Below are 24042 nucleotides of genomic sequence, written 5' to 3' on the forward strand. Positions count from 1 at the left end.
TCCGACAAATTTCGTTTAACCTGTATTCTTTCTCTTGATATTGGCTAAATTTTGGACAAGACCTTTTAAAGCGCGACATCCACAAACAGTATAACTCCAACAGTGATCTTCTTTAAGAAGGGAGACAAATATGGAAAAGTTAAACATTGCCGGCGGTGACCCCTTGCGCGGGACCGTACATATTAGTGGTGCGAAAAATAGTGCTGTGGCACTGATTCCTGCCACGATTCTCGCTGATTCTCCAGTAACCATTGAAGGCCTTCCGCATATTTCAGATATTGACACATTACGAGATCTGTTAGAAGAGATTGGCGGAAAGGTCACATTTGAAAAAGGTGAGATGGTTGTCAATCCTGCCTCCATGATCAGTATGCCGCTTCCTAATGGGAAAGTGAAGAAACTACGAGCATCCTATTATTTAATGGGCGCCATGCTCGGTAGATTCAAGCAGGCTGTCATTGGATTACCAGGAGGATGTCACTTAGGACCTAGACCGATCGATCAGCATATCAAAGGCTTTGAAGCACTTGGAGCCGAGGTGACAAACGAACAGGGTGCGATTTATTTGCGCGCTGAAAAATTAGTCGGAGCCCGTATTTATCTTGATGTTGTCAGTGTAGGTGCGACCATCAACATCATGCTGGCAGCCGTGCTTGCTGAAGGGAAAACAGTGATTGAAAATGCCGCAAAAGAACCCGAAATTATTGATGTAGCGACACTGCTTGCAAGCATGGGAGCTAAAATCAAAGGTGCGGGGACGGATGTGATTCGGATCGAAGGTGTGGAATCTCTTCATGGCTGCAGGCATTCCATCATCCCTGACCGCATAGAAGCAGGTACATTTTTAATTGCAGGTGCAGCGATGGGGGATGAAGTTGTGCTTGATAATGTGATCCCAACTCATTTAGAATCAATTACGGCGAAACTTAGAGAGATGGGATTCACAATTGAAACAAGCAACGATCAAATGCTGATCGTTGGCAGAAATGAAGGACTCAAGCCTGTCGATATCAAAACCCTTGTGTATCCGGGCTTTCCGACTGATCTTCAACAGCCGATGACGGCTTTGTTAACAAAAGCGAAAGGCACGAGTGTCGTGACAGATACCATTTACTCTGCCCGCTTTAAACACATTGACGAATTGCGTCGAATGGGTGCTAACATGAAGGTGGAAGGAAGATCTGCCATTATTACAGGTCAAACGCAGCTTCAAGGTGCAAAGGTCAAAGCAAGTGATCTGCGAGCAGGTGCTTGTCTCGTTGTTGCAGGGTTAATGGCAGACGGTGTGACCGAAATCACAGGGCTTGAACATATAGACAGAGGATATAGTATGCTTGAGGAGAAGCTTGAAGGCTTGGGTGCAACCATCTGGCGTGAAAAGCTGAATGACCAAGAAATAGAAGAACTTCAAAATTCATAAGGCTTTGACTGTGAGAGGAGATTTGGACAAAAATGGAAAGAAGTTTATCGATGGAACTAGTACGGGTGACAGAAGCAGCTGCATTAAAATCTGCTCGTTGGATGGGTAGAGGTTTAAAAGACGAAGCGGATGATGCTGCAACAAGTGCCATGCGTGATGTATTTGATACGATTCCGATGAAGGGAACTGTGGTCATCGGCGAGGGAGAAATGGACGAAGCGCCAATGCTTTATATTGGGGAAAAGCTTGGAAACGGATATGGACCTCGCGTGGATGTTGCTGTTGATCCATTGGAAGGAACAAATATTGTGGCAAGCGGTGGCTGGAATGCTTTAGCTGTTATCGCTGTTGCTGATCATGGCAACTTGCTGAATGCACCTGATATGTACATGGATAAGATCGCAGTAGGTCCAGAAGCGGTAGGCTGCATCGACATTGAAGCGCCTGTCATTGACAATCTTCGTGCTGTTGCAAAAGCAAAAAACAAAGATATTGAAGATGTTGTTGCGACAATTTTAAACAGAGAGCGACATGAAAAGATCATTGCTGAGCTGAGAGAAGCTGGAGCAAGAATCAAGCTGATCGATGATGGTGACGTTGCAGGAGCCATTAATACAGCATTTGATCACACAGGTGTTGATATTCTATTTGGTTCAGGTGGAGCGCCTGAAGGTGTCCTTTCTGCTGTTGCGCTTAAAGCACTTGGTGGAGAAATCCACGGTAAGCTTCTTCCACAAAGTGAAGAAGAGCTGAGACGCTGTGAGAAAATGGGGCTGGATGTTGGAAAAGTCCTCAGAATGGAAGACCTCGTGAAAGGCGATGACGCCATTTTTGCAGCGACAGGTGTAACAGATGGCGAGTTATTAAAAGGTGTTCAATTTAAAGGCTCTGTTGGAACAACACATAGTGTTGTCATGCGTGCGAAATCAGGTACTGTTCGATTCGTCGATGGCAGACATAGTTTAAAGAAAAAACCGAATCTTGTCATTCGTCCGTAATCTGAAAGCGGGTATTCTTTACCCGCTTTTCATATAGGTGTCAAATATATATCATTTTCTTTTTAAAGTTGAATATTCCCTGCAAATGAGGTAAAACTAAAGAGTGCTGCGAAATTTTCTGCGAATTTACTTCTTTTAAGCTTCAACAAGTTTAAATACTGCCGCATCATGACGATATACTCATTATCCTTCTCTATGTTGACAAAGCTCAATTTCACATTGTTCCTATCTTTACGATAAAACGAGTGTGAGCGTTACCATGAGAGCGAGGTCATTCCAACAAAAACGGAATTAAAAGCTAATCAAATACAATAGTCATGCATTCGTAATGAAATACATTGACTAGAAAAGTGTGGTGTCCATATTGAAAGATGTTTCGATTTCATCTTTGGAAAATATGAAATTAAAAGAGCTGTATGAGTTAGCAAAAAAGTACAAAATCTCTTATTACAGCAAACTAACAAAAAAAGAATTAATTTTTGCTATCTTAAAGGCAAACGCTGAGCAAGAGGATCTCTTATTTATGGAAGGGGTTCTAGAAATTATTCAGTCAGAGGGATTTGGTTTCTTAAGACCAATTAACTATTCCCCAAGCTCTGAAGACATTTATATTTCTGCTTCACAAATCAGACGCTTTGATTTAAGAAATGGTGATAAGGTGTCTGGAAAGGTACGACCTCCAAAAGAGAATGAACGCTACTATGGCCTCCTTCATGTCGAAGCGGTAAATGGGGACGACCCAGAATCAGCTAAGGAACGTGTTCACTTTCCTGCACTCACGCCGCTATTCCCTGATCGTCAAATGATTCTTGAAACACAGCCTAATCACCTGTCTACTAGAATTATGGATATGATGGCACCAGTTGGGTTTGGACAGCGTGGTTTAATTGTTGCACCGCCTAAGGCTGGGAAAACCATTTTGCTCAAAGAAATTGCCAACAGTATCTCTGAAAATCATCCAGAGGCAGAACTGATTGTTCTTCTTATTGACGAACGTCCAGAGGAAGTAACAGATATCGAACGTTCTGTTGCAGGGGATGTTGTTAGTTCAACCTTTGACGAAGTACCGGAAAACCACATTAAAGTAGCAGAGCTTGTATTAGAGCGTGCGATGCGTCTAGTTGAACATAAAAAAGATGTCATCATCTTAATGGACAGCATCACAAGGCTTGCTCGTGCATACAACCTGGTCATCCCGCCAAGCGGCCGAACGCTTTCCGGCGGTATTGATCCAGCGGCTTTCCACCGTCCAAAACGCTTCTTTGGTGCTGCGCGTAACATCGAAGAAGGTGGAAGCTTGACCATTTTAGCTACTGCACTTGTTGATACAGGATCACGTATGGATGATGTGATTTATGAAGAGTTTAAAGGAACAGGGAACATGGAGCTCCATTTAGACCGTTCTCTTGCAGAAAGAAGAATTTTCCCAGCCATCGACATTCGTCGTTCCGGTACAAGAAAAGAAGAACTGCTTGTGCCTAAAGAGCATCTTGATCGTCTATGGGCGATGAGAAAATCAATGTCAGATACACCTGATTTCGCTGAGAAATTCATGCGCAAAATGAGAAAAACAAAGACAAACCAAGAATTTTTCGATATTTTAACGCAAGAGTGGAAACAAGCAAATATGTCTGCATCAAGAAGATAGCTTCCTGAAAAAATACATTTGCAATCATAGACTTACACTGTTATAATTTTATCATGTGCGTTTCAGAATTTATTCTGAGATATTAACTCTGTTTCCGAATTGGATTCAGGGCGGAAGGAGATGACAGTAGATGAAAACAGGAATTCATCCTAACTACAAAAAAGCTACAGTCAAATGCGCTTGTGGAAATGAGTTTGAAACTGGATCAGTAAAAGAAGAGGTACGCATCGAGATTTGCTCTGAGTGCCATCCTTTCTATACAGGCCGTCAAAAATTCGCTTCTGCTGATGGACGTGTTGACCGCTTTAACAAAAAATACGGTCTTAAGTAATAATAGATACAATAAACAGGCAGGAATCCGTTCTTGCCTGTTTTTTTACGTGGATTGATGGAACTTTAAAACGGGGGAGAAGACCTTATGTATGTGATGAAACAAAGCGGTTGGCTTGAAGTCATCTGCGGAAGTATGTTTTCTGGAAAGTCGGAAGAATTGATTCGGAGAGCCAAAAGAGCCACCTTTGCCAAACAAGAAGTAAAAATATTCAAACCAGCGATTGATAACCGGTATAGCACAAGCTCAGTTGTGTCACATAACGGTTCATCCGTCGATGGGATTGCAGTAACCTCACCAAAAGACATAATAACGCACATATCAGAACGAACCGATGTCATTGGCATTGATGAGGTGCAATTTTTTGATGAGACAATCATTGATATTGTCACTCAATTGGCTGATAAAGGCTACCGAGTCATTGTTGCAGGCCTTGATCAAGACTTCAGAGGAGAGCCATTTGGTGTTGTTCCGCATTTAATGGCATGTGCAGAGCTTGTAACAAAACTTCAAGCAGTTTGTTCGGTATGCGGCTCCCCAGCGAGTAGAACACAACGCTTGATCGACGGTAAACCCGCATCTTATGATGATCCCATTATTTTAGTAGGTGCGCAGGAATCATACGAAGCACGATGCAGACATCACCATGAAGTACCAAAACTAGATGTTGGTACAACACTTGACAATTAAAAAAATAGCAAATGCCGCTGTGTTTCGTTTTTCGAGATTTTGGCTGAACACCCATCATTTGTACTTAAATAAATTAAATAACGCTACGAAAAAATTATCTAATTTTCAACGCTTGCGTTTTGGTATAAGCAGGCATAAAATGACTAACTGTAGTGTAAAGCATTTAAACGAAAAGTTCGATTTCTTGTCATAATTTTTTTGATTAAGGATTTTTCTCCTTGATCGTTCTTTGTATTAATAGTTCACTTTATTTATATTTTAGAAAGAGGGTAGTTTTTGATGAACAACGTGAAGAAAACAAAAGAAGGGTACCTCGAAACCACTTTGACAGGTAAAGATGTATTATCGATTCCAACGTTGAACAAAGGCGTTGCTTTCTCTGAAGAAGAAAGACAAGAGCTTGGACTAGAAGGATTACTTCCTCCAACTGTTCTGACTTTAGAACAGCAAGCAGAGAGAGCATACAAGCAATTTCTAGCTCAGCCAGATCGTCTTCGTCAAAACGTATACTTAAGTGATTTGCAAAACCGTAACGAAGTATTATTCTATAAGCTTCTAACGGACAAGCTTCGTGAAATGCTTCCTGTTGTTTACACACCAACTGTTGGTGAAGCGATTCAAGAATACAGCCATGAATACAGAAGACCTCATGGTGTCTACCTTTCAATCGACAACATTGACGGTATTGAGAAAGCATTTGAAAACTTACATGCAACAGCAGGCGACATCGACCTCATCGTAGCAACTGACTCTGAGAGTATTCTTGGAATTGGTGACTGGGGTGTTGGTGGTATCAACATCGCAATTGGTAAATTAGCTGTTTATACGGCTGCAGCAGGTATTGATCCAAGCCGCGTCATTCCAGTTGTATTAGATGTTGGAACTAACAATGAAAAATTATTAAATGATCCATTGTACATCGGGAACCACCACAAACGTGTACAAGGTGAAAAATACGAAGAATTCATTGATGCGTATGTCAAAGCAGCACTTAAATTCTTCCCGAAAGCATTGCTTCACTGGGAAGACCTTGGAAACAAAAATGCGCGTAACATCATGAAAAAATACAACGACAACATCTTAACATTTAATGATGATATCCAAGGTACTGGTGCCATTACTTTAGCGGGTGTTCTTGCAGCTGTCAAGAAAACTGGTACTCAATTGAAAGATCACCGTGTGATGATTTTCGGAGCTGGATCAGCTGGAATCGGAATCGCCGATCAAATGCGTGACACAATGGTTCTTGAAGGTCTAAGTGAAGAAGAAGCAAACAATGCATTCTGGACGTTAGACTACAGAGGGTTACTAACAGATCAGTTTGAAGATGAAGTGCTTGATTTCCAAAAACCATACCTTCGTTCTTCTGATGAAGTAGAAGGCTGGGCTCGTGATGAAAAAGGACAAATCTCATTTGCTGAAGCTGTTCGTAAGGTGAAGCCAACCATTCTTATTGGTACATCAGGTCAAGGCGGCGCATTCACTGAAGAAATTATTAAAGAAATCGCAGCTCATACTGAGCGTCCAGTGATCATGCCGATGTCTAACCCAACTCCACTTGCTGAAGCAGTACCGGAAGATCTATTCAAATGGACAGACGGTCGTGCGCTTGTTGCAACTGGAAGCCCATTCGAAAATGTCGAGTATAACGGAATTGAACATGAAATCGGACAATCAAACAATGCGTTCGTTTTCCCTGGACTTGGTCTTGGTTCAATCGTAACGGAATCAAAAATCATCACAAAAGGCATGTTCGTTGCTTCAGCGGATGCGATTGCTGAAATGGTTGATCATGATAAACCAGGTGCTGGTCTACTTCCAAGCATTGATAAGTTACAAGAAGTTTCTATCAAAGTAGCTATTGAAGTGGCAAAAGCAGCAATTAAAGATGGTGTCGCAAGAAAAACACCTGAAAACATTGAACAAGCTGTGAAAGATGCTATGTGGATTCCTGAATATAAAAAAATTGTAAGAGCATAATAAAATGTGTAACGCGGCATTGTTTCGGGTAATGTAAGCAATGCCGCTATAAAATAAGAAACATGTAAAGGATTCAAGGAGGAATAGTAAGATGGACTTTTTAAATATTTTGATCCTCCTAGCACCGATTTTTTTCGTTATCGCGCTGGGTTGGTTCGCAGGGAACTTCGGCAGCTATGACGCTAAATCTGCAAAAGGTGTAAGTACACTTGTTACAAAGTATGCTTTGCCAGCGCACTTTATCGCCAGCATTCTGTCAACACCAAAAGATAAATTCTATAGTCAAATTCCATTTTTCGTTGCATTGATTTTCGGAATCGTAGGCTTTTATATCATTATCCTTTTAGTTACGAAATTTGCTTTTAAATATGATTTAACAGATTCATCTGTTTTCTCATTAAACTCAGCACAACCGACCTTTGCATTTATGGGGATTCCGGTCTTGGGCAGTTTATTTGGGGCTCAAGAAGTTGCAATTCCGATTGCTATTACCGGAATAGTTGTAAATGCATTGCTTGATCCAATTGCTATTATTGTGTCAACTGTCGGTGAAAAAACAAAAGGAAAAGCCAAAGACGGCGAAAGTTTCCTAAAAATGACGACGAAAGCGATTTTACACGGCTTATCAGAGCCGCTTGCGCTTGCACCGTTAGCAAGTATCATTCTTGTTCTTTTAGGATTTAAACTTCCTGAAATCGGACATGAAATGCTAGAGGAAATTGGAAGTGTGACATCAGGGGTTGCGCTCTTTGCAGTCGGTGTCACAGTCGGTATCCGCAAGATTAAACTGAGCTTACCAGCTTTCAGTATCGCATTGCTCAAAGTAGCTGTACAACCGTTACTTATGTATTTCATCGCCATTCTTATGGGTCTTTCGGCGGATGAAATTACAAAAGCTGTATTGCTTGTTGCCTTCCCAGGTTCAGCTGTTGCGGCCATGATCGCCACTCGATTTGAGAAACAGGAAGCAGAAACAGCATCCGCATTTGTGATCAGTGCGATCATGTCACTCATTACATTACCAATCATTATTGCACTTACCGTATAATATAGTAGAAAGGCTGCCTCGTTAGGCAGCCTTTCTTAGCGAAATGAATGAAACAGAGGGAAGAGTGCACGCTTTTTTTTCATTTCGGGGTGTGCCTTTTCCTTTTCTTCTTCTTTTGATGGTTTTGGTTTTGTCAATGCGGCTGTGAGGCGTTCTAATTTTGCAGTTAATTCTTCAATTTCTCTTCTGTGCTGGAGGAGCTGGTAGGAAACGCCTTCATCTGCTTTCTTAGCGAGTTTCCGTTCTAATTCTTGAAAACGGGCTTCAATATGACTGACATGTGATTGCTCTTGAAGGAGCTGTTTCACTTGTTCTTCTAAGGCTTCTATCCGTTTTGATGAGTCAGAAGTTTCTACAGTAGGTGATAATTGCTGGGCGGTTTCTTCATGGATCGGCAGTCTAATGTCATGGAGAATCACACCTTCGTTCATTTGGTGTTGGACCTCTTTGAGCAGCTGGACAATGTCATCATGAAATTCATAATGTCCTAGTTCATTCCGGGCGACAGGGATGTTGAGCTGTTTGACCCAGCGCTGAATGGTTTTTGAAGATACACCAATTTCCTTTGCAACCTCATTTGTATTCAAACCAAATGCCCTCCCTTTTTTCAATTACAAGTACCATTCTCTTTCGTGAGCATCCGTTCCTTCACGTTAGACAAAACAAGTAACCAATCGCCAAAGATCGTGTTTTCTAGTGAAAAATTGCAGAAAATCAATTGTTTTGGAAATTTTTTTGACTGTCATACCCCGCTATACTATAATTAGACTGTTACGCACAAAACAGAGGTGAAGACCATGTTAGACCGTTTAAAATCAATTGAAGAACGCTATGAAAAGCTAAATGAATATTTAAGTGACCCTGAAGTGGTGAACGACCCTAAGAAGCTTCGTGAATATTCGAAGGAACAATCTGATATTCAAGAAACTGTTGAGGTATATAGACAATATCGTGCGGCATATGATCAGCTAAGTGATGCGAAAGCCATGCTGGAAGATAAGCTCGATGCCGATATGCGCGACATGGTCAAAGAAGAAATTTCAGAGCTCACAGAGGAAACAGAACGTTTAGAAGACGAGCTAAAAATCTTACTCATCCCGAAAGATCCGAATGACGATAAGAACGTTATTGTGGAGGTTCGTGGTGCAGCGGGCGGAGAAGAGGCTGCGCTGTTTGCAGGAAACCTGTACCGTATGTACAGCCGTTATGCTGAAATGCAAGGCTGGAAAACAGAAGTCATGGAAGCGAGTGTCACTGGAACTGGCGGTTATAAGGAGATCATCTTTATGATTAGCGGTAAAGGTGCATATTCTAAACTAAAGTTTGAAAACGGTGCACACCGCGTGCAGCGTGTTCCTGAAACTGAGTCAGGCGGCCGTATTCATACATCAACAGCGACAGTTGCTGTATTACCAGAGGCTGAGGAAGTTGAAATTGATATCCACGAAAAAGATATTCGTGTGGATACATTCGCATCAAGCGGACCAGGGGGACAAAGTGTTAATACCACAATGTCTGCTGTTCGTTTGACTCACCTTCCAACAGGTGTAGTGGTTTCCTGTCAGGATGAGAAATCACAAATCAAAAACAAAGAAAAAGCGATGAAAGTTTTGCGTGCGAGAATTTATGATAAATTCCAGCGTGAAGCACAAGCTGAATATGACCAAACCCGTAAATCTGCTGTTGGAACAGGGGATCGTTCAGAGCGTATCCGTACGTACAATTTCCCGCAAAACCGCGTGACGGACCACCGCATTGGATTGACGATTCAAAAGCTTGATCAAATTTTAGAAGGGAAACTTGACGAGGTCATTGATGCATTAATTATGGAAGACCAAGCAAGAAAACTTCAAAATGCAAAATAAAGAGCGAACGATCTTTGAAGCCCTTAAATGGGCTTCTTCTTTGTTAACGGAAGCGGGCAGAGACCAAAACGCAGCAGAGTTAATGTTGATGCATGTGCTTGGATGGAGCAGAAGTGAACTTCTTGCCCGTTTTCATGATCCACTGCCAGAGGAGCAAGATTCACAATTCAGCGAGTTCGTCGCGCAGCACAAGCGTGGAGTGCCTGTGCAGCATTTAACGGGTGTTGAATTTTTTTATGGGCGTCCTTTTGAGGTAAACAAACACGTTCTGATTCCTCGTCCTGAAACGGAGGAAGTGGTGCTGGCGGCATTAAACATGATGAATCGTGTGTTTCCTGATGATCAGCCGCTCAAAGCTGTTGATGTAGGAACAGGTAGCGGTGCAATTGCGATTACGTTAGCTCTTGAAAAAGAATCTCTCACTGTGACAGCGACGGATATTTCACATGAAGCACTTGAAGTAGCAAAGCGAAATCAAGAAGCGCTTGGTGCAGACGTTCATTTTGTCCAAGGGGATTTACTTGAACCGATTATGGCTCAAGGCATCAAAGTCGATGTGTTTATTTCCAATCCTCCTTATATTGCGGCAGAAGAAATGGATGGTTTATCAGAGGTTGTCACAAAGCATGAACCTGTCAATGCGCTGACAGATGGGCGTGATGGCCTGTGGTTTTATGAGCGTATCGCTTGTGATCTCCACAAGGTACTTCATCAGCAAGCGGTGGTTGTCTTTGAAATAGGACATACACAAGCAAAAGATGTAAAAGCGCTTCTTTTGCAGGCGTTCCCTTCAGCTGATGTTCATATCATCAAGGACATCAACGGAAAGGATCGAGCGGTTTGCGCACACATTCAAAACGGAAGTCCGGCTGAATAAAGTCGGACTATTTTATTATGTAAAGATGAAACTTATGGTAAAAGGGAAACGTATATATAGAAGAATGAACATTCTGATCATGATTTTTTACATAAATTTGTTTTGAAGGAGCGAATGGTGTGAACAGAAGGTATGCGATGGTGTTGGTCATCGTCAGTGTACTATTGATTGTGAGTGCTTGCGGTAAACCGAGCTTTAAAAAAGAAGCAGCAGCATTTGGGGAAAACTATAAAAAAGCACAATACACAGTGAATCGAACGGATGACCTATCTGACATGAAGGAGAAGTTGAAGGATTATTTAACCGAGCATGAATATCAAGAATATACACAAGACAGCATGTTTCCAAGTGTATTAGAAGCAGCAAAAGATCAAGATTGTCAAATTAAACTGAAAAAAATTACGTTTACACCTTCAGATGAAAGCGATGACAGGATTGAATTTGACTATGAAATGATCATTCAATTTATTGACCATAAAGGAAAGGTCAAAAAGGAAATTGAGAAAAAAGGTGCAATGACAGTGATCAAAACAGATTCGGGATTAAAAATCAGCCGAGATTGGGATGGGAGACTGTACCCTTCCGATTACCAATCCTCACTAAAAAGCCGTTCATAAGTTGTTGAATGGCTTTTTTGCATGCAAAAAAACATTGATTCGCTCACCTCATGTAGTTGTTTTTTACTCATAATCTATTAAAAAAATCATTTTTGCTGTTTACGAGATGCGTTTCCTGGACACAATGTTTGTAGCGAAGAGAAAAAGTGGGGGGAACACATTATGTTCAAAAGTAAAATGATGATTTGTCTTTATATGTTTCTATTATTATGTGGTGCTTTTGCAAACCTTGGAAAAGAGGAGACGGCGGCTGCTTCTGCCAATCAGCCTGTTGTGATTCCAGATGAAGCCATTCGTTTACGCATTTTAGCCAACAGTGACCGGTCGGCAGATCAAGATGTGAAACGAAGTATTCGAGATGAGGTCAATGCCAATATAACGGAGTGGGTGAAAGACCTCACATCCATTGAAGAAGCTAGACGTGTGATTCGTTCAAAGCTTCCAGACATCAATCGTATTGCCAAAGCAAAATTAAAGGAACAACACATTGATCAATCCGTATCGGTCAGCTTTCAAAAAGCCTCATTTCCAACAAAGCTATATGGCAACTTTGTTTATCCTGCTGGGAAATATGAAGCCATTTTGATTACGTTAGGGGAAGGAGACGGAGCCAATTGGTGGTGTGTGTTATTCCCACCGCTCTGCTTTATCGATTTTTCAAACGGAGAAGCGATCGCCTCACCAGAAGGAGATGATAAAGAGCAGGTAGCCGCAGAGCCATCAAATGAATCTGTCAATGAAGTGGTAAAAGAAGAAGAGACGGGTGAAGTGAAATTCTTTCTGTTCGAATGGGTCTCTAGTCTTTTCTCTTAAAAAAGGTCTAAATCTGCTTTTGCCTCATAGAGTTGAAGTAAGAGAACAAAAAGAGGTGAAAGCATGTATTATCAATTAAGAATAGCGACAGAAGAAGATGCCCCGGCCATTAATGCTTTTCTTGAAAAAGGCCAAGCAAAAGGCGGGGTGACGATTGCAGAGCGTACGTCATTTGTGGTCATGGAAGATGCAGACGGTGAGCTTGCAGGCTGTTTAGGTCTTGAACGACTAAATGAACAAGAAGGATTGCTAAGATCACTTGTGATATCAGATAAACTCGGCCAAGGGCATATCGTTTCTTTGTTCCAAAGTGTTCAAACGCTAGGGGAAAAACAAGGTGTGGACACCTTTTATGTTGTAGCCAATCACTCCTCCTCGCATGATTTTTTAGCGCTGATGGGCTTTACGCCTCTAGAGGAAATCCCAGAAAGTGTGTGGGTATCTGCGCATGCTAAAGAGTCGTTGGGAAAAGAGCAGGCGGTTGTGCTGCAAAAAACAGCTAGTTAATCACAAAACACCGGACTTATTCACATACTTATCCACTTTAAAACAAGCGTTATCCACAAATTGTGGACAACGCTTGTTTTATTTAGCATCATCTTTTATACTTTCAAAAGGATAATTGAGATATATCAACAGTTTTATCTTTTTTAAAAGGAGTTTGTATGATGTTAAATACAAAAAGGTGGTCTGTGGATTTAAAAAAGGATTTATCCACATACTATCCACAAATTGAACAAGCAGCTCTGTTGTTGCGGAAAAATGAAGTGGTCGCTTTTCCGACAGAAACGGTTTATGGACTAGGGGCAAATGCAAAAGAGACAGAGGCTGTGAAAAAAATTTATGAAGCGAAAGGACGCCCAAGTGATAATCCGTTGATTGTTCACATTGCGGACGTTCAACAGCTTCATGAATTTGCGCAAATAGAAAATGAAAAAGTAACAGCGCTGATGGATGCCTTTTGGCCAGGCGCTCTCACCATTGTTCTACCTTGTAAGCCGGGCACATTATCAAAGCAGGTGACGGCAGATTTATCTACAGTAGGCGTAAGAATGCCTAATCATCCTGTTGCGCTTGAACTCATCCGAGCAGCTGGTCTGCCAATTGCCGCGCCAAGTGCCAACCGTTCGGGAAAACCGTCGCCGACACTTGCGGATCATGTCGCGAGTGATCTTGATGGGAAAATTGCTGGCATTGTCGATGGTGGTTCAACAGGTATTGGTGTGGAGTCAACGGTTGTATCCTGTATAGACGAGATTCCAGTGATCTTAAGGCCGGGCGGTATTACAAAAGAAGCGTTAGAAGAGGTCGTAGGAACAGTCAACATAGATCCAGGGCTGACGAAAAAGGATGAGGCGCCTGTATCGCCGGGAATGAAATACACACATTATGCACCTGAAGCACAAATGTATATATTTCATGGAAGTGATGAAGACATGCAGCTGCACATTCAGAAGTACCGAGCTGAAGGGCTAAAAGTAGGTGTGCTGACGACAGAAGAAAAGAAGGAATGGTTTGCGGCAGATGTTATCTTTAGCTGTGGATGGAGAGAAAAGCCTGAAACGGTTGCGGCAAACTTATATCGTGTGCTGAGACAATTTGATGAAACGGATGTAGACTTGATCATTTCAGAAGCCTTCTCAGAGCAGGGAGTTGGTTCTGCGATCATGAACCGTCTGCAAAAAGCGGCAGGAGGGCGCACTCTCTCTTCATTCAAATAGTTCTAACCTCTCTTGGACAAACATAGGTTAAAGGAGAATGCGTGTCCAAGGGGGATTTACATGAATGAACTAGCTGGCGAATTGCTGACACTCAGTATCATGGCTTTTGCACTTGGAATGGATGCCTTTTCGGTTGGACTCGGCATGGGGATGATTCAGCTGAGGTTCCGCCAGATCCTTTATATTGGACTTGTCATTGGGATATTTCATATGTTTATGCCTCTTTTTGGCATGCTGACAGGTCAGCTTTTATCTGGCTGGCTTGGGCTCCTAGCAACCTATATTGGCGGGGCGCTGCTTTTGGTGCTGGGTCTGCAAATGATCATCGCTTCTATCCGAAAAGAAGATAAGCCATTTATCGCACCTGTTGGGGCCGGTCTCGTTCTTTTTGCAACAAGTGTGAGTTTAGATAGTTTTTCCGTTGGCTTAAGCCTGGGGATTTACGGTTCTCGGGTGTTGATGACCATTTTATTGTTTGGCTTTTTTAGTATGATGCTCACATGGCTTGGATTATTACTCGGTAAACAGGTTCGGTCATGGGTAGGTTCATACAGCGGGGCGCTTGGCGGATTGATTTTACTAGCCTTTGGAATCAAATTATTATTTCCGCTCTAGCCAGTCTCCTTACATAACATGTAGAATGAAATGCTATATAATAGAAGAAAAGGAGGTCGAAAGATGAATATCTTATTTGTTTGTACGGGAAATACTTGCAGAAGTCCGATGGCTCAAGCCCTTTTTTCCTCCATTGCAGATGAAAAAGGCTTACAGGTCACTGTAAAATCAGCGGGCATCTTCGCCTCTGATGCAGGGAAGGCTTCTCCTCAAGCAGTCGAAGCATTATTTGAGAAAAGCATTCCACTGAATCACTCGTCGTCTAAACTAACAGAAGAACTTCTTCATGAAGCAGATTATGTCTTCACCATGACGATTCAGCATAAACAGTTGATTGTGGAGCAATATGCTCATGTGAAAGACAAGGTCTTCACTCTAAAAGAATTTGCGACAGGATCAGAAGGTGACGTGTCGGATCCATTTGGAGGGAGTCTCTCCATTTATCAGGAGACACGAGATGAATTAGAAACGCTATTGTATCAACTTGCTAAAAAGCTTAAACAGGATCACAAATCCTCATAAATGGACAACTTGTAAAACCGTTGCGCAAACGGTTTTTCTGCTTTTGTTTGCAAATGACTAGGCAGAGGTTAAAATATAACTGTAAATAAAGAATGAATGTAAGACATGACAGATTAACTCACCCTTAGGAGGAATTGCCCGATGAAAGTAGCCATTGCATCCGATCACGGCGGAACGAATATTCGTGAAGAAATCAAACAACTAATGGATGAATTAAAGATTGAATACATTGATATGGGTTGTGAATGTGGATCAGGTTCTGTAGACTACCCTGACTATGCTTTTCCTGTAGCCAATATGGTGGCAAACGGAGAAGTTGATCGCGGCATTTTGATTTGCGGGACAGGTATCGGTATGAGCATTTCAGCAAACAAAGTGAAAGGCATCCGCTGTGCACTGGCGCATGATACATTCAGTGCAAAGGCGACGAGAGAACATAACGATACAAATGTTCTTGCGATGGGAGAACGAGTCATTGGACCAGGATTGGCAAGAGAGATTGCCCACATTTGGCTGACAACAGAATTTACTGCAGGACGTCATGCTGTGCGGATTGGTAAAATCGCTGATTACGAAGAAAAGCACCTGTAAGGAGCGCTTAACATGAACATTGGTCAAGATTGGCTTGAAATGTTAAAAGAGTTTCATCAAACAGTTGAACTGCGAGCTGGCCACATTTTAGTGATTGGCTGCAGTACGTCAGAAGTGGCTGGCGAGCAGATTGGGACAGCGGGAAGTGAGCAAATTGCTGAAGCTATTTTTCAAGAGCTCGATCAACTGAGACGTGAAACAGGAATCGAATTGGCCTTCCAATGCTGCGAGCATTTGAATCGTGCCCTCGTTGTGGAAGAAGAGGTGGCGTACCGGCTTAACTTAGAAATTGTAGCGGCGGTACCTGTCCGTCAAGCGGGTGGTTCTATGGCGGCGCATGCGTATCAGCAAATGGAACACCCTGTGCTGGTTGAATCCATTTCAGCACATGCAGGGATTGATATCGGTGATACATTCATCGGCATGCACTTAAAGCGGGTAGCCGTACCGGTCCGTCTCAGCCGTCATCAATTAGGACAAGCACATGTGACGTTTGCAAAAACTCGTCCAAAGCTGATTGGCGGAGAACGAGCCGTTTATACAAGATCATAGTTCGGATATATTTCTAATATAATGTTGAATGATGAAGACGCTTCGCCCCTTGAATATTCGGGTTTTCATAAAAAAGAAGTCGATTTTCCAAAAAAAACTTTTACATTTTACTCAAAAACCGTGTACAATGAGATGGTGAAAACATCGAATGGAAATAGATTGGAGAGGATTTCGCTGATGAAACATTTACCTGAGCAAGACGCACAAGTATTCAAAGCAATTCAACTAGAGCGGAAACGCCAGCAGGACAAAATCGAATTAATTGCATCAGAAAACTTCGTAAGCGAAGCAGTCATGGAAGCGCAGGGCTCTGTCTTAACAAACAAATATGCAGAAGGTTACCCTGGTAAACGCTACTATGGCGGCTGTGAACATGTAGACGTTGTAGAAGATATCGCACGTGACCGCGCAAAAGAAATTTTTGGCGCTGAGTATGTGAACGTACAGCCTCACTCAGGAGCTCAAGCGAATATGGCCGTATACTTTACAATCCTTGAGCATGGCGATACAGTGCTAGGCATGAACTTATCACATGGCGGGCATTTAACACATGGAAGCCCTGTAAACTTTAGCGGCGTACAGTACAACTTTGTAGAATACGGTGTAGATAAAGAAACACAACATATCGACTACCAAGATGTACTTGAAAAAGCACGTGAGCATAAGCCGAAACTAATCGTAGCGGGTGCAAGTGCTTACCCACGTCAAATTGATTTCAAAAAGTTCCGTGAAATTGCCGATGAAGTCGGTGCTTACTTTATGGTGGACATGGCTCACATCGCGGGTCTTGTTGCAGCAGGTCTTCATCCAAATCCAGTTCCTTACGCTGATTTTGTGACAACGACAACTCACAAAACATTGCGCGGACCTCGCGGCGGAATGATTCTATGCCGTGAAGAGTTTGGTAAAAAGATCGACAAATCGATCTTCCCTGGTATTCAAGGTGGACCACTCATGCATGTGATCTCTGCAAAAGCTGTTTCTTTCGGTGAAGTATTGAACGGAGATTTCAAAACATATGCACAAAACGTGATTGATAACGCAAAACAACTAGCTGAAACACTTTTATCTGAGGATATTCAGCTTGTATCTGGTGGAACAGATAACCATCTTGTTCTCATCGACTTGCGCTCTCTTGGCATTACAGGAAAAATTGCAGAAAACGTTCTTGATGAAATTGGTATCACAGTGAACAAAAATGCGATTCCTTATGATCCAGAGAAACCATTTGTTACAAGTGGTGTACGTGTAGGTACAGCAGCAGTGACAAGCCGTGGCTTCGATCAAGAAGCGATGAAAGAAGTCGGTTCCATCATTGCGCTTGCGCTGAAACATCATGAAGATGAAGCGAAATTAGAAGAGGCGAAAAAGCGTGTATCTGATCTGACAGCTCGTTTCCCTCTATATCAAGAATTAGATTATTAAGATGCAGACCCATTTGCCTATTTTTGGCATGTGGGTTTTTTTTGTAGGATTTGCGAATCATATTGAAAGATGATGTCTTTTTATGTAGAATTGTAGGAAGTGTGCAAAGTTCACCGGAAGATGACAGAAAAGGAGTTGTAGCAAGCAATGGCAAAGGTTTATGTATTTGATCACCCGCTTATTCAGCACAAACTTACATATATTCGTGACGTTCATACAGGAACAAAAGAATTTAGAGAGCTAGTGGATGAAGTCGCAACATTAATGGCATTTGAAATCACAAGAGACTTACCGCTTGAAGAGGTAGATGTAGAAACACCTGTACAAGTCGCTAAATCAAACGTGATCTCAGGTAAAAAACTCGGAGTTGTGCCGATTTTAAGAGCAGGTCTTGGAATGGTAGACGGGATTTTGAAACTCATTCCAGCTGCCAAAGTGGGACATGTCGGTTTATACCGTGATCCGAAGACATTAAAGCCTGTTGAATATTATGTGAAGCTTCCATCTGATGTGGAAGAGCGTGAATTTATCGTAGTAGACCCAATGCTTGCAACGGGCGGATCAGCAGTAGAAGCATTAAACAGTTTGAAAAAACGCGGTGCGAAAAACATCCGCTTCATGTGTCTGATTGCTGCGCCAGAAGGTGTAGAAGAAATGCAAAAACATCATCCAGATGTTGATATCTACATTGCGGCATTAGATGAGAAGTTAAACGAAAAAGGTTACATCATCCCAGGTCTTGGTGATGCTGGTGACCGTATGTATGGAACAAAATAAGAATGATTCATGAAAAGCCCACATGCAAACGTGCATGTGGGCTTTTTTGAAAAATATGACAAACGGTTGATATCGTTCTTAGAAAAATCAATGTATACTGAACATTAGCAGTTTTTTTGCATGAATGTCACAACTCTCCTAAAGTTTGATGAAATTGTGAACATTTTGTGTGCTCTCTCATTATAGAAAAGTTTTTTAACTTTCAACGGATTGACACATCATAGACGCTATTGTATGCTAAACGAGGGTATTATGGTAAGGTTTTCATAGCCTATAGCACTCTACTAATCCTCATTGTGAACCCTTTAATAATCAGGGTTTGTATCAGCGAATGAAGCAGAATCCCATAGATCTAAAGATTTCAAGTCTGATTGCACAATTAGACCGATGGGTGATTGATTTTTTTCAAACAGGACGGCTTATTATAAGCGTCTTCTACGCAGTTTTCATCACCATTTATCACCTTTTTTACAATATTTTTCATCGGGAGTCAGATGAATGAACGATCCAAACGTCATTTTCCGCAGACAGAGTAAATATATGTTCTATTTATTGGCAATTTTTGTGTTTGGCTATGCCATGCCTGGTTTTAAACCACTGTTTCTTGGTTTCATTATCGGCACAATTTTTGCTTTCTTTAATTTATTCCTGCTTATTCGGAGAATGCATGCTTTTGATCGAGCAGTTAAAAAAGGAAAATCTATTCGTTCAATGGGAAGTACAGCCAGGTGGGCCAACGCAATTCTCGCAGTAGCGATTGCTTGGCGTTACCCTAACGAAGTTCATCTGGCAGGTGTTGTTATAGGATTAATGACAATATATCCTGTCATTATGATAGATTCCTTCATTCAACTTAAACGTTCTACTATGGAAGAGAGGTGAATACTCTTTGGGTCACAGTTCAAAAACTACAGAATTTTTAGGGTTAACGTTCAACTTATCCAATGTTCTCATGATTACGATTGCTAGTATCATCGTTCTTCTCATAGCGGTGCTGACTACTCGTGTTCTGGCTATTCGTCCGACAAAGGCGCAGAACTTCATGGAATGGATTGTTGATTTTGTTCGAAATATCATAGGTAGTTCGATGGACATGAAAACAGGAGCCCCATTTCTAGCGCTTGGCGTTACATTACTCATGTACATATTTGTTTCAAACATGCTTGGACTGCCATTCTCGATTACGGTCGATCACAACTTATGGTGGAAATCACCAACTGCTGATCCTGCAATCACAATGACACTAGCGGTTATGGTCATGGGATTGACACACTACTATGGTGTTAAAGCAAAAGGAGTCAAGGAATATACAAAAGACTACTTTAGACCAATCCCACTCTTAGTACCGCTGAAAATTATTGAAGAATTTGCAAACACATTAACACTTGGTTTGCGTCTTTATGGAAATATTTTCGCTGGAGAGATTCTTCTTGGTTTACTTGCAGGACTTGCGACTAATTTCTATTCGCAAAACCTTGCACTAGGTATCATTGGTACATTAGGTGCCATCGTGCCGATGATTGTATGGCAGGCATTCAGTTTGTTTGTCGGAACCATCCAGGCATTTATCTTCACCATGCTGACAATGGTGTATATCTCCCATAAAGTCAGCGACGAACACTAAAAAATTGAGAGTCCAAAATGGACGTTATTTTAAAGGAGGAGCTTTTTAATGAATTTAATAGCAGCAGCAATTGCAATCGGTTTAGGAGCACTAGGAGCAGGTATTGGTAACGGTCTAATCGTATCTAAAACAGTTGAAGGAATCGCTCGTCAGCCAGAGGCTGGTAGAGAACTAAGAACACTTATGTTCATCGGGGTAGCTTTAGTTGAGGCACTTCCAATTATCGCTGTCGTTATCGCATTCTTGGCATTCTTTGGTTAATATGTGAGAAGCGTTCTAATATGAATTTTAATGGCGAAGATCAGATTAGTTCGAAACTTCGCCATTCCTTTATGTTTTGTTTCTTAACATATTATTTAAAGAAGGGAGTTGCCGTACTAAATGTCTCAGTTACCAGTAGTTTTAGGAGCAGGTCTAAACACCGGAGATATCATATTCCAGCTGATCGCTATGCTCATCCTGCTTGCACTTTTAAAGAAATTTGCGCTTAAGCCTTTATTAGGGATTATGAAACAGCGTGAAGATTATATAGGAAATGAAATTTCAAGTGCTGAAGAAAAGCACGTTCAAGCTGAAAAGCTTCTTGAAGAACAACGTGTCTTATTAAAAGAAGCACGCGAAGAATCACATACACTCATCGAAAATGCGAAAAAGATTGGTGAGAAACAAAAAGAAGATATCATTCAAGCAGCGCGTCAAGAATCAGAGCGCTTGAAAGAGTCTGCTAGAACTGAAATCGTGAAAGAAAAAGAACAAGCTGTGGCTGCACTGCGTGAGCAAGTTGCATCACTATCTGTATTAATTGCTTCTAAAGTGATTGAAAAAGAACTTGATGAGCAGGCACAAGAGAAATTGATTCAAGAGTATCTTAAAGAGGCAGGCGAAAGCCGATGAGCGTGACTATTGTCTCTAAGCGTTACGCTTCTGCTCTTTTTGACATCGTTCTTGCTTCTTCGGCAGTAGACGAAACTGAAAAAGAGCTGAATGAGATCAAAAAAGTTCTGAAGGCTGACCAAGAATTAAATGACTTTCTTGTTCATCCGAAGATTACGGCAGACAAAAAGAAACATCTGATTGCAGAAGCTTTCAAAGGTGTTTCGACATATGTTTTGCACACAATGTATTTACTGATTGACCGCGGGCGCACGAATATTTTTCCTGAAATGGCGTCTGAGTTTGTGAAACTTGCAAACCGTACGAAACAAATAGACGATGCGATCGTGTATTCAGTTAAACCGCTCAGCGGAGCTGAAATTCAATCTTTATCTGAAGTATTTGCCAAAAAAGCCGGAGTCACATCACTGCGTGTTGAAAACGTGATTGACAAGGATCTAATAGGCGGAGTGAAAATCCGTATCGGAAACCGCATTTATGACGGCAGTGTCAGCGGAAAGCTTTCCCGCATTGAACGTCAGCTTGCAGGCGAAAATCGTTAGAAGGGGTGAAACCTTAGTGAGTATCAAAGCTGAAGAGATTAGCGCGCTGATAAAGCAGCAAATCCAAAACTATCAATCTGAAATTGAAGTAAAAGATGTCGGTACAGTCATTCAAGTAGGGGACGGTATCGCGCGTGTACATGGCCTTGACAACATTATGGCAGGAGAGCTTGTTGAGTTCTCTAACGGTGTAATGGGTATGGCTCAAAACCTTGAGGAGTCTAACGTAGGTATCGTAATCTTAGGACCTTACAAAGATATCCGTGAAGGTGACGACGTAAAACGTACAGGTCGTATCATGGAGGTTCCAGTAGGAGAAGAGTTAATCGGACGTATTGTGAACCCACTTGGTCAGCCTGTTGATGGACTAGGTCCAATTTTAACAAGCAAAACACGTCCAATCGAAAGTGAAGCACCAGGCGTTATGGATCGTAAATCGGTACATGAGCCGCTTCAAACGGGAATTAAAGCAATTGATGCCTTGATTCCAATCGGACGCGGACAGCGTGAATTGATCATTGGGGATCGTCAAACAGGTAAAACATCTGTTGCAATCGATACGATCCTTAACCAAAAAGATCAAGACATGATCTGTATCTATGTAGCGATCGGACAAAAAGAATCAACTGTTCGTGGTGTTGTTGAAACACTTCGTAAGCATGGTGCGCTTGACTACACAATCGTTGTCACAGCTTCTGCATCACAGCCAGCTCCACTTCTTTACCTTGCTCCTTATGCAGGTGTAACGATGGGTGAGGAATTCATGTATAACGGCAAGCATGTGCTTGTTGTGTATGATGACCTTTCTAAACAAGCGGCAGCTTACCGTGAGCTTTCATTATTGCTTCGTCGTCCTCCAGGCCGTGAAGCATTCCCTGGTGATGTTTTCTATCTTCACTCTCGTTTATTAGAGCGTGCAGCGAAGCTTAGTGATGAAAAGGGTGGCGGTTCTATCACAGCATTGCCTTTCGTAGAAACGCAAGCTGGTGATATCTCTGCATATATCCCAACAAACGTTATCTCAATCACAGATGGACAGATCTTCTTACAATCTGATCTCTTCTTCTCAGGCGTACGTCCAGCGGTAAACGCAGGATTGTCTGTATCTCGTGTAGGTGGTTCTGCACAAATCAAAGCGATGAAAAAGGTAGCAGGTACACTTCGTCTGGATCTTGCTTCTTATCGTGAGCTTGAAGCATTCGCTCAGTTTGGATCTGATCTAGACCAAGCGACTCAAGCCAAATTAAACCGTGGTGCTAGAACAGTTGAGGTCTTAAAACAAGACTTGAACAAACCGCTGAAAGTTGAAAAACAAGTAGCGATTCTTTATGCACTGACAAGAGGATACTTAGATGATGTAGCGATTGCTGATGTCAAACGCTTTGAAGCTGAGTTATTCATGTACATTGAAGAAAACCATAAAGACTTGTTTGACACAATCTCTCAAACAGGAAACATGCCTGCTGATGAAGAGTGGAAAACAGCGATCGAAGGCTTTAAACGTACGTTTGCACCAAGCAACTAATTAGTAATCTTTCCGAGAGAAAAAGATTCTCTTTTTCTCTCTTTTCACGTAAATGAACACGGATTCCTGAAAAAAGGTGGTGAAATCTTTGGCCTCATTACGCGATATTAAGTCAAGGATCACGTCAACAAAAAAATCGAGTCAGATCACAAAAGCGATGCAAATGGTATCAGCTGCGAAACTGAATCGTGCTGAAAATAATGCGAAGTCCTTTGTTCCATACATGGAGAAAATCCAAGAAGTCGTTGCGGCAATCGCAACTGGAACAAGTGCTAAGCACCCAATGCTTCTTTCAAGACCTGTTAAGAAAACAGGGTATCTCGTCATTACATCTGATCGAGGACTTGCAGGACCTTTTAACAGCTCGATTTTACGTGCCGCTTACCAAGCCATTCAATCTCGTCATCAATCTGCTGATGAATATGCGGTGATTGTGATTGGTAAAATCGGACGCGACTTCTTCAAAAAGCGTGGTATTCCAGTTATTTCTGAAGTAACAGGGCTTGGAGACGAAGTAGCGTTTGCTGATATTAAAGAATTAGCAAGCAGTACAGTGCAAATGTTCTCTGATGAAGCGTTTGATGAGCTTTACATGTTCTATAACCATTTCGTCAGTGCCATTTCACAAGAAGTAACAGAGAAAAAATTATTGCCGCTAACGGACCTTTCGGCCGCAGCGACACCAAATAAACGTTCCGCATCTTATGAGTTTGAGCCTTCTGAAGAAGAAATTCTTGAAGTTCTCCTTCCTCAATATGCAGAGAGTTTGATTTTCGGTGCGCTTCTTGACAGCAAAGCAAGTGAACATGCTGCAAGGATGACAGCAATGAAGAGTGCAACAGACAACGCAAAAGAATTGATCGACAGCCTGACACTCTCTTACAACCGTGCTCGTCAAGCAGCGATTACACAAGAGATTACAGAAATTGTCGGCGGAGCAGCTGCCTTAGAATAGAAATAATTGTCA

27 protein-coding genes are annotated in these 24042 nt (G+C 41.8%); 26 read left to right on the top strand and 1 reads right to left on the bottom strand.

Going from position 1 to position 24042, the window contains the following annotated elements; all coding sequences use genetic code 11:
- Positions 1-130 precede the first annotated feature (130 nt).
- The 7 genes from ACTJKA_RS00950 (at position 131) to ACTJKA_RS00980 (ending at position 8115) form a co-directional block, all read left to right on the top strand.
- The gene (locus tag ACTJKA_RS00950) at positions 131-1420 is read left to right on the top strand and encodes a UDP-N-acetylglucosamine 1-carboxyvinyltransferase (RefSeq protein ID WP_007497673.1); all 1290 of its coding nucleotides are present in this window, start codon (positions 131-133) and stop codon (positions 1418-1420) included.
- A gap of 32 nt (positions 1421-1452) precedes the next feature.
- Complete coding sequence (gene glpX / locus ACTJKA_RS00955) at positions 1453-2418, top strand: class II fructose-bisphosphatase (protein WP_007497670.1); 966 nt, start codon at positions 1453-1455, stop codon at positions 2416-2418.
- Between the two features lie 364 nt (positions 2419-2782).
- Positions 2783-4066: a transcription termination factor Rho gene (rho, locus tag ACTJKA_RS00960; RefSeq protein WP_007497667.1), complete on the top strand. Its 1284-nt coding sequence runs from the start codon at positions 2783-2785 to the stop codon at positions 4064-4066.
- Between the two features lie 130 nt (positions 4067-4196).
- Entirely contained in the window at positions 4197-4397 is a 201-nt protein-coding gene (gene rpmE, locus ACTJKA_RS00965) for a 50S ribosomal protein L31 (RefSeq protein WP_003215407.1), read from the top strand.
- A gap of 87 nt (positions 4398-4484) precedes the next feature.
- Complete coding sequence (locus ACTJKA_RS00970) at positions 4485-5087, top strand: thymidine kinase (protein WP_007497666.1); 603 nt, start codon at positions 4485-4487, stop codon at positions 5085-5087.
- Between the two features lie 279 nt (positions 5088-5366).
- Entirely contained in the window at positions 5367-7067 is a 1701-nt protein-coding gene (gene malS, locus ACTJKA_RS00975; protein ID WP_017368215.1) for an oxaloacetate-decarboxylating malate dehydrogenase, read from the top strand.
- A 91-nt stretch (positions 7068-7158) separates the two neighbouring features.
- Positions 7159-8115: an AEC family transporter gene (locus tag ACTJKA_RS00980; protein ID WP_017368214.1), complete on the top strand. Its 957-nt coding sequence runs from the start codon at positions 7159-7161 to the stop codon at positions 8113-8115.
- Positions 8116-8150: 35 nt separating this feature from the next.
- Here the strand turns inward: ACTJKA_RS00980 and racA are convergent, their stop codons facing one another.
- Complete coding sequence (gene racA, locus ACTJKA_RS00985; RefSeq protein ID WP_035389804.1) at positions 8151-8702, bottom strand: chromosome-anchoring protein RacA; 552 nt, start codon at positions 8700-8702, stop codon at positions 8151-8153.
- Between the two features lie 210 nt (positions 8703-8912).
- Between racA and prfA the strand changes: the two genes are divergently transcribed.
- The 19 genes from prfA to ACTJKA_RS01080 all read left to right on the top strand — a co-directional run bounded on the left by prfA (position 8913) and on the right by ACTJKA_RS01080 (position 24030).
- On the top strand, positions 8913-9980 hold the full coding sequence (prfA, locus tag ACTJKA_RS00990) for a peptide chain release factor 1 (protein ID WP_008343422.1): 1068 nt from the start codon (positions 8913-8915) through the stop codon (positions 9978-9980).
- A complete protein-coding gene (gene prmC / locus ACTJKA_RS00995; protein WP_035389803.1) occupies positions 9970-10857 on the top strand; it encodes a peptide chain release factor N(5)-glutamine methyltransferase in 888 nt (295 codons plus the stop codon). The genes prfA and prmC overlap by 11 nt, the downstream gene beginning before the upstream one ends.
- 137 nt (positions 10858-10994) lie before the next feature.
- Positions 10995-11474, top strand: a complete 480-nt coding sequence (locus tag ACTJKA_RS01000; protein WP_017360046.1) for a hypothetical protein — start codon at positions 10995-10997, stop codon at positions 11472-11474.
- A gap of 162 nt (positions 11475-11636) precedes the next feature.
- Positions 11637-12287 (top strand): stage II sporulation protein R, encoded by a 651-nt coding sequence (gene spoIIR / locus ACTJKA_RS01005; RefSeq protein WP_007497652.1) that lies wholly within the window; start codon positions 11637-11639, stop codon positions 12285-12287.
- A gap of 63 nt (positions 12288-12350) precedes the next feature.
- A complete protein-coding gene (locus ACTJKA_RS01010; RefSeq protein ID WP_210552237.1) occupies positions 12351-12794 on the top strand; it encodes a GNAT family N-acetyltransferase in 444 nt (147 codons plus the stop codon).
- A 161-nt stretch (positions 12795-12955) separates the two neighbouring features.
- A complete protein-coding gene (locus ACTJKA_RS01015) occupies positions 12956-14008 on the top strand; it encodes an L-threonylcarbamoyladenylate synthase (protein WP_249476696.1) in 1053 nt (350 codons plus the stop codon).
- Positions 14009-14068: 60 nt separating this feature from the next.
- The gene (locus ACTJKA_RS01020; protein ID WP_025208133.1) at positions 14069-14623 is read left to right on the top strand and encodes a manganese efflux pump MntP; all 555 of its coding nucleotides are present in this window, start codon (positions 14069-14071) and stop codon (positions 14621-14623) included.
- Positions 14624-14686: 63 nt separating this feature from the next.
- Positions 14687-15145 carry a low molecular weight protein arginine phosphatase gene (locus ACTJKA_RS01025; protein ID WP_017360042.1) on the top strand — a complete coding sequence of 153 codons (459 nt, stop codon included), beginning with the start codon at positions 14687-14689 and terminating at the stop codon, positions 15143-15145.
- A gap of 141 nt (positions 15146-15286) precedes the next feature.
- On the top strand, positions 15287-15736 hold the full coding sequence (gene rpiB / locus ACTJKA_RS01030) for a ribose 5-phosphate isomerase B (protein WP_003214714.1): 450 nt from the start codon (positions 15287-15289) through the stop codon (positions 15734-15736).
- Between the two features lie 12 nt (positions 15737-15748).
- Positions 15749-16288: a TIGR01440 family protein gene (locus ACTJKA_RS01035; protein WP_322536071.1), complete on the top strand. Its 540-nt coding sequence runs from the start codon at positions 15749-15751 to the stop codon at positions 16286-16288.
- Between the two features lie 177 nt (positions 16289-16465).
- Positions 16466-17713 (top strand): serine hydroxymethyltransferase, encoded by a 1248-nt coding sequence (gene glyA / locus ACTJKA_RS01040; RefSeq protein ID WP_024718755.1) that lies wholly within the window; start codon positions 16466-16468, stop codon positions 17711-17713.
- Between the two features lie 147 nt (positions 17714-17860).
- Entirely contained in the window at positions 17861-18490 is a 630-nt protein-coding gene (upp, locus tag ACTJKA_RS01045) for a uracil phosphoribosyltransferase (RefSeq protein ID WP_003214553.1), read from the top strand.
- A gap of 498 nt (positions 18491-18988) precedes the next feature.
- A complete protein-coding gene (locus ACTJKA_RS01050) occupies positions 18989-19372 on the top strand; it encodes an ATP synthase subunit I (RefSeq protein WP_007497639.1) in 384 nt (127 codons plus the stop codon).
- A 7-nt stretch (positions 19373-19379) separates the two neighbouring features.
- Entirely contained in the window at positions 19380-20114 is a 735-nt protein-coding gene (atpB, locus tag ACTJKA_RS01055) for a F0F1 ATP synthase subunit A (protein WP_007497637.1), read from the top strand.
- 48 nt (positions 20115-20162) lie between these two features.
- On the top strand, positions 20163-20375 hold the full coding sequence (gene atpE, locus ACTJKA_RS01060) for a F0F1 ATP synthase subunit C (protein WP_003214968.1): 213 nt from the start codon (positions 20163-20165) through the stop codon (positions 20373-20375).
- A 120-nt stretch (positions 20376-20495) separates the two neighbouring features.
- Positions 20496-21008 carry a F0F1 ATP synthase subunit B gene (gene atpF / locus ACTJKA_RS01065; RefSeq protein ID WP_007497634.1) on the top strand — a complete coding sequence of 171 codons (513 nt, stop codon included), beginning with the start codon at positions 20496-20498 and terminating at the stop codon, positions 21006-21008.
- Positions 21005-21550, top strand: a complete 546-nt coding sequence (locus tag ACTJKA_RS01070; protein ID WP_007497632.1) for a F0F1 ATP synthase subunit delta — start codon at positions 21005-21007, stop codon at positions 21548-21550. Before atpF ends, ACTJKA_RS01070 begins: the two co-directional genes overlap by 4 nt.
- A 16-nt stretch (positions 21551-21566) precedes the next feature.
- A complete protein-coding gene (gene atpA / locus ACTJKA_RS01075) occupies positions 21567-23075 on the top strand; it encodes a F0F1 ATP synthase subunit alpha (RefSeq protein WP_035389793.1) in 1509 nt (502 codons plus the stop codon).
- 88 nt (positions 23076-23163) lie between these two features.
- Complete coding sequence (locus ACTJKA_RS01080; protein ID WP_007497628.1) at positions 23164-24030, top strand: F0F1 ATP synthase subunit gamma; 867 nt, start codon at positions 23164-23166, stop codon at positions 24028-24030.
- Positions 24031-24042: the final 12 nt, after the last annotated feature.

The sequence above is a fragment of the Bacillus sp. 22190 genome, from assembly GCF_052045575.1.
Classification (GTDB): Bacteria; Bacillota; Bacilli; order Bacillales; family Bacillaceae; genus Bacillus; species Bacillus altitudinis.

Coding starts and splice junctions, on each gene's coding strand:
- ACTJKA_RS00950 (WP_007497673.1), top strand. CDS start 131: ATGGAAAAGTTAAACATTGCCGGCGGTGACCCCTTGCGCGGGACCGTA.
- glpX (WP_007497670.1), top strand. CDS start 1,453: ATGGAAAGAAGTTTATCGATGGAACTAGTACGGGTGACAGAAGCAGCT.
- rpmE (WP_003215407.1), top strand. CDS start 4,197: ATGAAAACAGGAATTCATCCTAACTACAAAAAAGCTACAGTCAAATGC.
- ACTJKA_RS00970 (WP_007497666.1), top strand. CDS start 4,485: ATGTATGTGATGAAACAAAGCGGTTGGCTTGAAGTCATCTGCGGAAGT.
- malS (WP_017368215.1), top strand. CDS start 5,367: ATGAACAACGTGAAGAAAACAAAAGAAGGGTACCTCGAAACCACTTTG.
- ACTJKA_RS00980 (WP_017368214.1), top strand. CDS start 7,159: ATGGACTTTTTAAATATTTTGATCCTCCTAGCACCGATTTTTTTCGTT.
- prfA (WP_008343422.1), top strand. CDS start 8,913: ATGTTAGACCGTTTAAAATCAATTGAAGAACGCTATGAAAAGCTAAAT.
- prmC (WP_035389803.1), top strand. CDS start 9,970: ATGCAAAATAAAGAGCGAACGATCTTTGAAGCCCTTAAATGGGCTTCT.
- ACTJKA_RS01000 (WP_017360046.1), top strand. CDS start 10,995: ATGGTGTTGGTCATCGTCAGTGTACTATTGATTGTGAGTGCTTGCGGT.
- spoIIR (WP_007497652.1), top strand. CDS start 11,637: ATGTTCAAAAGTAAAATGATGATTTGTCTTTATATGTTTCTATTATTA.
- ACTJKA_RS01010 (WP_210552237.1), top strand. CDS start 12,351: ATGTATTATCAATTAAGAATAGCGACAGAAGAAGATGCCCCGGCCATT.
- ACTJKA_RS01015 (WP_249476696.1), top strand. CDS start 12,956: ATGTTAAATACAAAAAGGTGGTCTGTGGATTTAAAAAAGGATTTATCC.
- ACTJKA_RS01020 (WP_025208133.1), top strand. CDS start 14,069: ATGAATGAACTAGCTGGCGAATTGCTGACACTCAGTATCATGGCTTTT.
- ACTJKA_RS01025 (WP_017360042.1), top strand. CDS start 14,687: ATGAATATCTTATTTGTTTGTACGGGAAATACTTGCAGAAGTCCGATG.
- rpiB (WP_003214714.1), top strand. CDS start 15,287: ATGAAAGTAGCCATTGCATCCGATCACGGCGGAACGAATATTCGTGAA.
- ACTJKA_RS01035 (WP_322536071.1), top strand. CDS start 15,749: ATGAACATTGGTCAAGATTGGCTTGAAATGTTAAAAGAGTTTCATCAA.
- glyA (WP_024718755.1), top strand. CDS start 16,466: ATGAAACATTTACCTGAGCAAGACGCACAAGTATTCAAAGCAATTCAA.
- upp (WP_003214553.1), top strand. CDS start 17,861: ATGGCAAAGGTTTATGTATTTGATCACCCGCTTATTCAGCACAAACTT.
- ACTJKA_RS01050 (WP_007497639.1), top strand. CDS start 18,989: ATGAACGATCCAAACGTCATTTTCCGCAGACAGAGTAAATATATGTTC.
- atpE (WP_003214968.1), top strand. CDS start 20,163: ATGAATTTAATAGCAGCAGCAATTGCAATCGGTTTAGGAGCACTAGGA.
- atpF (WP_007497634.1), top strand. CDS start 20,496: ATGTCTCAGTTACCAGTAGTTTTAGGAGCAGGTCTAAACACCGGAGAT.
- ACTJKA_RS01070 (WP_007497632.1), top strand. CDS start 21,005: ATGAGCGTGACTATTGTCTCTAAGCGTTACGCTTCTGCTCTTTTTGAC.